Source organism: Tolypothrix sp. PCC 7601, from assembly GCF_025677855.1.
Classification (GTDB): domain Bacteria; phylum Cyanobacteriota; class Cyanobacteriia; order Cyanobacteriales; family Nostocaceae; genus Aulosira; species Aulosira diplosiphon.
Genome location: NZ_CP064879.1, coordinates 8,004,085 through 8,016,786, shown reverse-complemented (window position 1 = coordinate 8,016,786; position 12,702 = coordinate 8,004,085). Strand labels below are relative to the sequence as shown.

Here is a 12,702-nt window from a genome sequence, read left to right as displayed (position 1 = left end):
AAGAGTTTGCAGATGTGAAACCAAATGTATTGTGGTCAAGCTAATAAGGGCTGATGGTGGATACCTAGGCACACAGAGGCGAAGAAGGACGTGGTTACCGACGAAATGCTCCGGGGAGTTGGAAGCAGACTATGAGCCGGAGGTATCCGAATGGGGCAACCCTATGTACTACCTGCTGAATATATAGGCAGGAAAGAGCCAACCCAGCGAATTGAAACATCTTAGTAGCTGGAGGAAGAGAAATCAATTAAGAGATTCCCTCAGTAGTGGTGAGCGAAAGGGGAAAAGCCTAAACCAGTTGGTTTACTGACTGGGGTAGTGGGACAGCGATATCGAATCTAGAGGTTAGACGAAGCAGCTAAATACTGCACCAAAGAAGGTGAAAGTCCTGTAGTCAAAAGCTGAAGGATAGTAGCTGAATCCCGAGTAGCATGGGGCACGAGGAATCCCATGTGAATCAGCGAGGACCACCTCGTAAGGCTAAATACTACTGTGTGACCGATAGTGAACCAGTACCGCGAGGGAAAGGTGAAAAGAACCCCGGGAGGGGAGTGAAATAGAACATGAAACCATCAGCTTACAAGCAGTGGGAGTCCGATTCAACGGATGACCGCGTGCCTGTTGAAGAATGAGCCGGCGACTTATAGGCACTGGTAGGTTAAAGCGAGAATGCTGGAGCCAAAGGGAAACCGAGTCTGAAAAGGGCGATAATCAGTGTTTATAGACCCGAACCCTGGTGATCTAACCATGTCCAGGATGAAGCTTGGGTAACACCAAGTGGAGGTCCGAACCGACCGATGTTGAAAAATCGGCGGATGAGGTGTGGTTAGGGGTGAAATGCCAATCGAACCAGGAGCTAGCTGGTTCTCCCCGAAATGTGTTTAGGCGCAGCGGTAATGATTATATTTGGGGGTAAAGCACTGTTTCGGTGCGGGCTGGGAGACCGGTACCAAATCGAGACAAACTCAGAATACCCAAAGCACACATTGCCAGTGAGACAGTGGGGGATAAGCTTCATTGTCAAGAGGGAAACAGCCCAGACCACCAGCTAAGGTCCCCAAATCATCGCTAAGTGAGAAAGGAGGTGAGAGTGCATAGACAACTAGGAGGTTTGCCTAGAAGCAGCCACCCTTGAAAGAGTGCGTAATAGCTCACTAGTCAAGCGCTCTTGCGCCGAAAATGAACGGGGCTAAGCGATGTACCGAAGCTGTGGGATTTGTTGAAAAATAAATCGGTAGGGGAGCGTTCCGTGGTAGGGAGAAGCAGTAGCGGCAAGCAGCTGTGGACGAAACGGAAGTGAGAATGTCGGCTTGAGTAGCGCAAATATGTGTGAGAATCACATACCCCGAAACCCTAAGGGTTCCAGAGCCAGGTTCGTCCGCTCTGGGTTAGTCGGGACCTAAGGCGAGGTCGAAAGGCGTAGTCGATGGACACAGGGTGACTAATCCCTGACTAAGGTATGGGAGCATTGCTAGGGACGCATGAAAGATAGCTACACCCTGATTGGTTTGGGAGGAGTTTACGAACTCCGAGTAGTGATTCGATTGTGCCAAGAAAAGCTAGGAATGTGATGAACATATCTTACCCGTACCCGAAACCGACACAGGTAGGGAGGTTGAGAATACCAAGGGGCGCGAGATAACTCTCTCTAAGGAACTCGGCAAAATGGCCCCGTAACTTCGGAAGAAGGGGTGCCCACGAGAGTGGGTCGCAGTGAAGAGATCCAGGCGACTGTTTACCAAAAACACAGGTCTCCGCAAACTCGAAAGAGGAGGTATGGGGGCTGACGCCTGCCCAGTGCCGGAAGGTTAAGGAAGCTGGTCAGCGAAAGTGAAGCTGGCGACCGAAGCCCCGGTGAACGGCGGCCGTAACTATAACGGTCCTAAGGTAGCGAAATTCCTTGTCGGGTAAGTTCCGACCCGCACGAAAGGCGTAACGATCTGGATGGTGTCTCAGAGAGAGACTCGGCGAAATAGGAATGTCTGTGAAGATACGGACTGCCTGCACCTGGACAGAAAGACCCTATGAAGCTTTACTGTAGCCTGGAATTGTGTTCGGGCTTCGCTTGCGCAGGATAGGTGGGAGGCAAAGAGATATTCCTTGTGGGGAATATGGAGCCAACGGTGAGATACCACTCTGGCGAAGCTAGAATTCTAACCTCGCACCCTTACCGGGTGTAGGAACAGTTTCAGGTGGGCAGTTTGACTGGGGCGGTCGCCTCCTAAAAAGTAACGGAGGCGCGCAAAGGTTCCCTCAGCACGCTTGGAAACCGTGCGGCGAGTGTAAAGGCATAAAGGGAGCTTGACTGCAAGAGTGACCACTCGAGCAGGTACGAAAGTAGGCCTTAGTGATCCGACGGCGCAGCGTGGAATGGCCGTCGCTCAACGGATAAAAGTTACTCTAGGGATAACAGGCTGATCTCCCCCAAGAGTCCACATCGACGGGGAGGTTTGGCACCTCGATGTCGGCTCATCGCAACCTGGGGCGGAAGTACGTCCCAAGGGTTGGGCTGTTCGCCCATTAAAGCGGTACGTGAGCTGGGTTCAGAACGTCGTGAGACAGTTCGGTCCATATCCGGTGCAGGCGTAAGAGCATTGAGAGGAGTCCTCCTTAGTACGAGAGGACCGGGAGGAACGCACCGCTGGTGTACCAGTTATTGTACCCACAGTAGACGCTGGGTAGCCAAGTGCGGAGCGGATAACCGCTGAAAGCATCTAAGTGGGAAGCCCACCTCAAGATGAGTGCTCTCACTACAAATGTAGGTAAGGTCACGGGCAGAACACCCGTTGATAGGCTCTATGTGGAAGTGCAGTAATGCATGAAGCAGAGGAGTACTAATAGACCGAGGGCTTGACCTCATCAATCATTGGTTATTTCGCGTTACTTGCAGTCTTCAGGGTTTTGTTGACAGTTAACTGTTAACCGTTAACCGTCAACCAACCACAAGTTTTCCTGGTGTCTATTGCGCTGTGGAACCACACTGACTCCATCCCGAACTCAGAGGTGAAACGCTGCTGCGGCCACGATAGTCTAGGGGTTGCCCTACGCCACAATAGCTCGATGCCAGGTCTATTCATGAAACAACACAAATTGCCTCTCCAATAACATAAGGAGGGGCTTTTTGTTTTATAGCCATAGCCATGTTCTTTAGGACTTTAAGAGGATGTTTGAAAAGTCGGTCAGGCAGTAAAAAAGCCCTCAGGGCGTCATCCCTCTTTTGTTACCTTCGGCAGAGAATAATCCCCAAAGGGGCGTAAAGGGCGATCGGTTTTGTTGGAGTGGTTGAGTTCACAAGAATAATGCTGAGGGAAAAAATGCTACTTTACAGGGTCGATGTGTACTGTTTTTTTTTAGTCATGCTCATGTGAGATTATATTTTGTGTGATGTCTCGTTTGATGTCTGTGTTGCTATTTGCACCTTGCTTGAGGCGATCGCCTAGCGATAATCATGCTACAATCGCATAGGATATGTTATAACATTTCTTCAAATTCACAGGTTTTAGATAAACAAAAGATACTTCAATCTGTGGATCAATAGCTGGAGAGGTGGCAGAGTGGTTGAATGCGACGCACTCGAAATGCGTTTTGGGGCAACTCAACGGGGGTTCGAATCCCCCCCTCTCCGTTTTACTACCGCCAGGGTGGTTTCATACAAAGAAAGAAAAAACTCTATCGAGTTGATGGGAGAGCGCGCGTTGTGTTTGAGGAATAGTTCGGAAACCGAGTGTGCGCGCGATCGCTCCGGAAAAAGTTGTGTAAAATAGACCAATTCACAGGGGTATTGCCACCACGGCATGGTGGAAAGTCTTCTTTGAATGTGACATCTCTTACCCAATGGAGTCGATTTTCGATTCTCCAATGCCCTTGAATGTCGGCAAGTAACTGTTGATCTGAGAAATATTAGACCTCTTGCAAAAGTGCTTTTTGAAAGAGGGGTAATAAAAAACCCACACCTGACCGGGTGGGTAGGTGTGGGTAGGTTATTCAACCACTGATGTTGAAGCTCCTTCAGCAGATGAAGGTACGCTAGGTAATTCAAGACAATATCCTGCTCCGTATACTGTCTTGATATAGCGGGGATGACGGGGATCTGGTTCGAGTTTGGTTCTTAAGTGGCGAATATGAACTCGAATTGTCTCAATGTCATCGTCTGGATCGTAACCCCAAACTTCCCGCAGGATTTCGCTAGGAGAAACTGTCTGTCCGTGGCGCTGGAGCAAGCAATGAAGTAACTCAAATTCCAAGTGAGTCAGTTTAACTGTCTCATGAAACCATATGGCCTCAAATCTTTCGGGAACGAGGGTAAGCGGGCCATAATTCAGAATTTCGCTATGCTTTGCTGCTTGAGGAATACGATCGGTGCGCCGCAAAAGCGCTCGCACTCGTGCCAGCATTTCTTCAACTTCAAAGGGCTTGGTAAGGTAGTCATCAGCTCCAGCATTGAAGCCTTCTACCTTATCTTGTGTTTGGCTTAAAGCCGTCAACATTAACACAGGAATTTCAGCGGTGCGCTCGTCCCGACGCAGCCGTTGGCAAACAGTAAATCCATCTACCCTGGGCAACATCAAATCGAGCATGATCAAGTCTGGTTGTAGCTGGAGAGCTAGCGCTTGACCTTTTATTCCATCTTCCGCTTGACTAACATCGTAGCCAGCCATTTCCAAGTTGACGGCAACGAGTTCTGAAATTGCTGGGTCATCGTCTATGACAAGAATCCTCGGCATTCTTAAAAAATTATTACTACTTATTAAGGATAAATAAGAACCTTTGGTAGATACAAAGATTTCTGTATTGATTATAAAAAAGATTTGAAATATAACATAAATCTTAAAATAAACAAGCTGAAGAAATCTCCCTCAATGTACACGAAAGACTCTATATGATGTGTTACGCTCCCTACAATCCGCCTTGGTTCCTACAAAATGGTATAGCAATGACTGTATACACCGCTTTGTGGGGAATTCGTTATTGGGAAAGTACAATTAAAAATCCCGAGCCGCAATATCATAAAACAGTTTTGACTGGTGGGCAAGATGTACCAATTTTTTGTTGGGTAGCGATACCAAAAAATGCTCATAGTACGATTATTGGCACTTATGGTATTACAGGAGAGTTAGGTACGCAATGGTTTTTAAGAATTCTCGGACGTAAAGCTTACGCCGAAGGATATGCTGTGGTGTTATTTGATTGGCGCGCTCATGGCAAAACAGCTGATTTGTCACCAACTTTGATGTCCGATGGGTTGTATGAGGGGGAAGATTTCGTCCGTCTAGCCGCGGCGGCTGCGGCAATGGGATGTCCAAAGAACTTTTGGTTTGTGGGGTTTTCCTTAGGGGGACAATTGGCGCTGTGGGGTTTAAAAGCTGCTATGGAGTTAAGTAGTAGGGATCAAGATTTAGGAATCACAGCCAGTCATATTGGCGGTGCTGCGGTTATTTGCCCAAATTTGGATTCTACACGATCGCTAGCTTATTTACTTCAATATCCCTTTGGTAGGTATTTAGAGGCTAATATAGCCCGAAAATTAGAACAACTGGCATGGCAGATCCATGATGCTCATCCTGGTAGCCTCGATCCAGCAGCGATTAAACGGGCAAAGAGCATCTGGAATTTTGATCGGGAACTGGTAATTGAAAAATTAGGTTTTTCTTCTGTGGAAGCTTATTACCAAGCTAGTAGTCCTTTGCAGTTTCTACCACATCTCTCAAAACCCACATTGATTATCTATGCGGCTGATGACCCATTTTTTGACCCAGAAATTATTCCTGATTTAGAAGCTGCTTGTACTAACAATTCAATGATAGATTTGATGCTCACCCGCTACGGTGGACATATTGGCTACCTGAATAGTGCCAAAGGTCAGCTTCAAGCCCAAGATTCAGACCCTTGGTGGGCTTGGAATAGGGTTTTGCAGTGGATTGAGCAGCAGAGGAAAGAATAGAGATTATTTTAAAACCAAAATTTTGAAGTTAGTGAACTTAAAACAAAAAATATATAGCAGATTGCAAGTTGGTGAGGTACAGATAATTGTAAGGGCATGTCCCGAAGCGCGTACCTCATTTGCCTGAAATACTCTGTATCAAGTTATACCACCATCTCATGCAGCAGTCAACTCAAGACAATAACCGCGATTTTCTCCGCCAGATTGTCACCCTAGTTGCAATTATTGGCGCTTTTGTAGTGAACGTATTATCAAATATTTTTCCGATGAATGGGCTGAGTATTGGGCAAATTTCCAATACTTTGTTCAAAAATGTCTTGATTATCCCTGCCAACTATGCATTTGCGATTTGGGGATTGATTTATCTTGGTTTATTTGCTTTTGGTATTTACCAATTTTTACCCAGCCAGAAATATGATTCTGATTTACGCAATACAGGATATTTCTTAGTTATTGCCTCTATTGCTCAAAGTATTTGGGTATACCTATTTCTATCTAGGCTGTTTGTCTTTTCTGTTGTAGCAATGTTGTTGATTTTGCTACCTCTAATTGTCATATATCTGCGATTAGATATTGGTAACCAACTTGCACCTAGACAAAAAAAGTGGTTTATCTACCGACCTATTAGCATTTATCTCAGTTGGATTAGTGTAGCAACTATTGTTAATGTTGCCTGTGCTTTATATTTTCAAAGTTGGAATGGTTGGGGTATTTCTGGGGAAATTTGGACTGCGATTTTGTTGTTCATAGCAACTGTAATTGCTGTAGTTATTGTTATGCAACGCCAAGACATTGCTTATACTGGAGTCACGGTATGGGCAATCTTGGCGATCGCTATCAAGCACTGGAATAATCCTCTACTTAGAAATGTGGCTTTAGCTTTGATAATTGCCCTTGTTTTGATTACTATATTTAAGATTAGCCGTAATTAAAGACAGGTGTATAAATGGGGCATAATTTTAATAGTTTTGTAGGATGAGCATCTTGCTAGCAATTTGTATTTATAAGCCAGGTAAGATGCACAACACAATAATTATCTATAAATTCAGCAATGCCGAATTTTAATTAAACAGGTTGAGATACTGAACTGTAATATTTAGGTGCTGAAGCAAATTATTCTGTAACTAAATCCTTGCGTAGAAAAGTTTATACCAATTCAAATAATGTTGGCAATACATCAATATATTCTAGAGGGCAAGGCAATGCCTTGCCCCTACAATCTGTCGCATTTTTGCAAATTGGTATCATTACAGATGTAGTATTAAATTTAATCTATTATTTTATTATCCTTATTGTTTTCTTAACCAGTCAGTGAATATATTGTTCAGACTAGTTAAGTTGGGTATATTTTAACTATTTGTTTTATCTAACTTATATTTTTCTTAATCTTGCACAGACAATATGATTAGCGATAAGGCAATCATCACGATTTAGATGCATTGCCTATATCAAGACAAAGTTTTACAGGGAATTAGTTTAGTGATATCTCAATTATGGTGACTTTAGTAGATAAGTTTCTAGAGTTAATTGCTACGTTCAATAAATGACATATTTGAACTTAAAAACTATTAGCTTTGGCTCTGAAACATATTCAAGTTAGTAGCTTGAATATGAATAATGCTAGTCAGTTTTTTGTGCTTAATTAAACGATTTTCCGGATAGGAGAAAGGGTGCATCAACCTTTTCTAGATATTACTTATTGAATCAGTAAATCTTGCAATCATAAATTGAGGAAATTCATGGCTAATACACCATTCGATACAACTCAACCTGCTCAAGTGAAGGGTTTGGGCGGTTATACCGTTAACCCAATTTTTACTGTTGGTGAAACCATAGATGGTTATACTCCACCAGGAATTCTCGATGGTGCAGGTGCTTATAAACTGAATGACACCACGGTTCGAGTACTGGTTAACCACGAAGTAGCTAACAATGTGGGCTATGCTTACACCCTCAAAAGTGGTGCTTCTTTACCGGGTGCGCGCATTAGCTATTTTGATATTGATAAGCGCACTCTGCAAATAGTTGATTCTGGTCTAGCTTTTGACACAATTTACAACCGCGCAGGGAAGGTTGTAGAGAAGGCTGCTGACTTAGAATTTGCAGGTCTGAACCGCTTTTGTTCCGCACAATTGGTAGAAGCTAATCAGTTTGGCGCTGGTTTGGGATTTAGCGATCGCATTTATTTTACTGGCGAAGAAACCGATGGTGGTACCCAGTTTGCCCTAGATACTGCTACTAATTCACTCTGGGCTGTACCTTGGATGGGTCGGGCGGCTTGGGAAAATGTCACTGAGCTGAACACAGGCCGCACTGATAAAGTAGCTTTATTAGTCGGTGACGATCGCGGCCCGGCTCCCTTAATTCTGTATGTTGGCGATAAGAATGCTAAGGGTGACGGTAGCTTTCTAGATCGCAATGGACTAGCTCAAGGAAAACTATACGTTTGGGTAGCTGACGATCCAGCAGATGTTTCTGACCCGATTGAAGCAGATGCAAGAGACTTTCAAGGTAGTGGAAAAAGTCGCGCTGGTAAGTTTGTGGAGATTGACTACTACCGCCCTGACTTAGCAGATACCGCTAAAGATGGTGCAGATGCAGATACCAGTATCCAAAATGAACTGGGTTATGATGCTCAAGGTTTTGCTACCCAAGCTCAACAAGATGCGCTGGCTAAGGAAGTCAAAGCTTTCTTATTCTCTCGTCCGGAAGATGTCGCCACTAACCCGGCTGATGGGACTCAAGCAGTATTGGCTTCTACTGGTCGTACAGGTTTATTTAATGATGTTGATACCTGGGGTACAACCTACAAAGTTGATGTTGATTTCGGTAGCAACCAAATCACAGCTAAAATCGATATCCTCTATGACGGGAATGATCCAGGTAACAAAGATTTCGGTTTGCGTAGCCCCGACAACCTAGACTGGGCTGATAATGGCAAAATCTATATCCAAGAAGACCGCGCCATTGGTGCAGACTTATTTGGTGCAACTTCAAAACAAGAAGCCTCAATCTGGCGCATTGACCCCGCAGCTACTAACCCAGCCGCAACCGCAACCCGTGTCGCGCAAATTGATCGTTCTGCTGTACCCTCCGGTCAAACCGACTCTAGTCCCACAGATTTGGGTAACTGGGAATCCTCTGGTATCCTTGATGTTTCTACACTGTTTGACTACGATCCCGGCGAACTACTACTTTTTGATGTGCAAGCGCACAGCCTTCGGGATGGTGCAATTATTAATGTTCCTGGTGTCGATACCAATAAAAATGGCAAGATTGAGCGTGAAGATAACCTGGTAGAAGGCGGTCAACTAGCTTTCCTGATTGCTCCTAATGCTGTTCCTAAAGTTGAGTTAGTGGGGTTTGCTTCTCTCCCTGCTGATACCTTCGCGGAAGGCCCGGCTTCTGGTAAGGGAATTTCTGCCAATGGGAGAACCGGGCCTTTCCCAGGACAACCAGTACAAGGTTTGAGTGGCGTACAATTCGCTAACAATAACTCTTTCTACTTCCTTTCAGACAATGGTTACGGCGCTAAAGATAACAGTGCAGACTTCTTGCTGCGTATCCAACGTCTAGACCCGAATTTTAAGGGAGCGGAAAATGGCGATGGTAGCGTCAAGTTTTTAGACTTCATCCAACTTTCTGACCCAGATAAAAAGGTTCCTTTCAAAATTACTAATGAAGGAACTACAGAAAGACTGCTAACTGGTGCAGACTTTGATGTTGAGTCATTGATTGTTGATCAAGATGGTAGTTTCTGGATTGGAGAAGAGTTTGGCCCCTACCTGCTACATTTTGACAGCACTGGTAAGTTATTAGAAGCTCCCATTGCGACACCCGACGAATTCAAGACTCTAGATGGGAAAGCACCAAAAGTTTTAGGCCATAGAGGTGCAAGCGGCTTTCGTCCAGAGCATACCCTGGAGTCATATAAACTAGCTATTGAGCAAGGCGCTGACTTTATTGAGCCTGACTTAGTAGTGACTAAAGATGGTGTGTTAATTGCTCGTCATGAACCTGCTTTAGCAATTTTGAATGCTGATGGCACTTTAAATACTGGCAATACCACCACCAATGTAGCTGAGATTGCCAAATTTAGCGATCGCAAGAAAACAGTCACCCTAGATGGTACCCAAATTACAGGTTGGTTTGCTGAAGATTTCACTTTAGCGGAAATCAAAGAATTAAAAGCAATTGAGCGTCTATCTTTCCGCGATCAATCCTACAACGGTCAATTGGAAATTCCTACCTTAAAGGAAATCATTGACTTAGTTAAGGATGTGGAAGCTAAGACTGGTAAAAAGATTGGCATCTATCCAGAAACCAAACATCCAACTTACACTGCTAAAGAAGCTACCTATGTAGGCACTGACACCAAAATTAACCGGAATTTGGGTCAGATACTCATCGATACTTTGAAGGCAAATAACTTCACCGATCCTAACCGCATTTTCATCCAGTCTTTTGAAGTTGGCAACCTCAAAGAACTGCATGATGACATCATGCCTAAGGCTGGGGTAGATATCCCACTGATTCAACTTCTAGATGCAAGTGACATCGACATCAACGGTAAGTTGATTGAAAGTCAGCCTTATGACCTCAAAGTTAGTGGCGACAAACGCACATACGGCGATTTGCGAACCCCCGAAGGCTTGGCGGAAATAGCTAAATATGCTGATGGTATTGGCCCCTGGAAACGCATGATTGTTAGCGTCAAAGGTACTGATGCTAATGGTGATAGCAAAGCAGATGATGTCAATAAGGATGGGGTAGTTAATGATGCTGACAAAACAACTTTACCACCTACAACCTTAATACAAGACGCTCATCAAGCGGGGTTACAAGTTCACCCTTACACCTTCCGCAATGAAAGTCAGTATCTAGCAGCAGATTACAAAGGTAATCCTGAACTAGAGTTTCAACAGTTCATTCAACTAGGTGTTGATGCTTTCTTTACAGACTTCCCAATTACAGGGGATAAAGTTAGGGATCTATTGAGCGATCCTCAGAATAATTTAGTACGCTCTCCCCAAAACCCCGATGTTCTCTCAGGAAAAGCTTTTGCCAACTTAGGCGGCTCTAAAGGCTTTGAAGGTGGTACAATCAACGCCAGCCAAACCAAGCTCTATATGCTGTTAGAGGGAACAGTTCAGGGCGATCCCACTGGTGCATTGCGGATTAACGAATTTGACATTGCTAGCCGCAAGTACACAGGTAAAGAACTCTACTACAAACTAAATAATCCAGCAAATGCGATCGGGGATTTCACAGTTATTAATGACAATGAATACCTGGTCATTGAGCGGGATAATAACCAGGGAGCAGCAGCTAAATTCAAGCGGATCTATAAAGTAGACTTGTCTAAAACTGATGCTCAAGGCTATGTCGAAAAAGTAGAAGTTGCAGACCTGTTAAATATCCAAGACCCTAACGACCTGAATGGAGATGGTAAAAAAACCTTTGACTTCCCATTCCAAACTATTGAAGATGTCTTAGTGATTGACAAAAATACCATTTTGGTAGCTAACGACAACAACTATCCCTTCTCTACAGGTCGTCCTGGGAACGATCCCAAAAATCCCATCATTGACAATAACGAAATTCTACTGCTGAAGTTGGATAAGCCGCTGAATTTGGCTCCTGGTGTAGGTCAGCCAAAAGCTGAAGAAATCAAGTTTGGTTCTAGCAACAGCGATGAGATTACCACCCAACCGAATCAAACCTTATTCACAGGTGATGGCGCGGATATTGTCACTGCCAACAAAGATAATAAAATCTTTACTGGCAATGGTGATGACATTGTCTTTACTGGTAGCGACGCTTCTATCTCTACTGGAGATGGTGATGATCAAGTTTTTGTCGGTGTCACTGGCCCTGCTAGCAACATCAACGCTAATAGTGGTGCTGGTAACGATGAAATTACAGTAGTAGAAGCCAAGGGTACTAATAACCTGTTTGGTGCTGCTGGTGCTGATACCCTCAAAGTGGTGGAAGGTTCTAGTCAATTGCTGTTTGGTGGTTCTGGTAACGACACCATCACCAGTAACGGTAAAAATAACCGCCTCTATGGTGGTTCCGGCGATGACAAACTTTTCTCTAATAGCAATGACACCATAGTTGGTGGCGATGGCGATGATGTGTTATTTGCTGGTGCTGGCGGTGGTAACCGCTTGACTGGTGGCGCTGGTGCTGACCAATTCTGGATTGCTAATGGTAGTCTACCTACTAGCAAGAACATTGCTACTGACTTTACCGCAGGAATTGATGTGATTGGATTGGGTGGTATTACACAAGCCAGTAAGTTCAGTGACCTAACGCTGTTACAACAAGGTAGCGATACTTTGGTGAAAGTAGGAAGTTCTGAGTTAGTTTCTTTACTAGGAACTACAGCAAACAGTCTCACAGCCAATAACTTCGTTTTCTCTGCTAGTGTGGTTTAATTTGCAAATGCAAATTAGGAGAGAAAATTAGTTAGCAGTCATCTAATCTGTAATTTTTTTTTCAGGCGAGGGAATACTACTTCCTCGCCATTTTCTATTTTATTAATCTCGTCTTTATCTTCAAGAAACTTCAAGAAATTGTTAACGTTAACTTGTTGATAACCTTTCTTAAACTTTGAGCTATTATTTTTGGTATTTAGTAACTAAAATTACCCCATATTATTTGTCCACATTAATTTAGAAGATTCCAGAAAATCATAATCCAAATTTTTTAATGGATAGGCATTTTATCCTGTATATGAATATGTGCTGTGCAGCTTT

At 44.1% G+C, this 12,702-nt stretch carries 4 protein-coding genes, 1 tRNA gene and 2 rRNA genes; 6 read left to right on the top strand and 1 reads right to left on the bottom strand.

The window, feature by feature from the left end:
- The first annotated feature begins 33 nt into the window (after positions 1-33).
- The 3 genes from HG267_RS32400 to HG267_RS32390 all read left to right on the top strand — a co-directional run bounded on the left by HG267_RS32400 (position 34) and on the right by HG267_RS32390 (position 3,625).
- A 23S ribosomal RNA gene (locus HG267_RS32400) occupies positions 34-2,858 on the top strand.
- Positions 2,859-2,951: 93 nt separating this feature from the next.
- Positions 2,952-3,069 (top strand): 5S ribosomal RNA (gene rrf / locus HG267_RS32395).
- 471 nt (positions 3,070-3,540) lie between these two features.
- Positions 3,541-3,625, top strand: a tRNA-Ser gene (locus HG267_RS32390).
- A gap of 355 nt (positions 3,626-3,980) precedes the next feature.
- On the opposite strand, the gene HG267_RS32385 is transcribed toward HG267_RS32390, so the two are convergent.
- A complete protein-coding gene (locus tag HG267_RS32385; RefSeq protein WP_045873179.1) occupies positions 3,981-4,724 on the bottom strand; it encodes a response regulator transcription factor in 744 nt (247 codons plus the stop codon).
- Positions 4,725-4,879: 155 nt separating this feature from the next.
- Here HG267_RS32385 and HG267_RS32380 point away from each other — a divergent pair, with 155 nt between their 5' ends.
- From HG267_RS32380 to HG267_RS32370, 3 genes are all read left to right on the top strand, one after another.
- Complete coding sequence (locus HG267_RS32380; RefSeq protein WP_045873180.1) at positions 4,880-5,941, top strand: YheT family hydrolase; 1,062 nt, start codon at positions 4,880-4,882, stop codon at positions 5,939-5,941.
- Between the two features lie 158 nt (positions 5,942-6,099).
- A complete protein-coding gene (locus tag HG267_RS32375; protein ID WP_045873181.1) occupies positions 6,100-6,873 on the top strand; it encodes a hypothetical protein in 774 nt (257 codons plus the stop codon).
- Between the two features lie 807 nt (positions 6,874-7,680).
- Entirely contained in the window at positions 7,681-12,381 is a 4,701-nt protein-coding gene (locus HG267_RS32370) for an esterase-like activity of phytase family protein (RefSeq protein ID WP_155539530.1), read from the top strand.
- Positions 12,382-12,702 lie beyond the last annotated feature (321 nt).

Excerpts from the sequence above, each read along its gene's own strand:
- HG267_RS32385 (WP_045873179.1), bottom strand. The coding sequence starts at position 4,724 with ATGCCGAGGATTCTTGTCATAGACGATGACCCAGCAATTTCAGAACTC.
- HG267_RS32380 (WP_045873180.1), top strand. The coding sequence starts at position 4,880 with ATGATGTGTTACGCTCCCTACAATCCGCCTTGGTTCCTACAAAATGGT.
- HG267_RS32375 (WP_045873181.1), top strand. The coding sequence starts at position 6,100 with ATGCAGCAGTCAACTCAAGACAATAACCGCGATTTTCTCCGCCAGATT.
- HG267_RS32370 (WP_155539530.1), top strand. The coding sequence starts at position 7,681 with ATGGCTAATACACCATTCGATACAACTCAACCTGCTCAAGTGAAGGGT.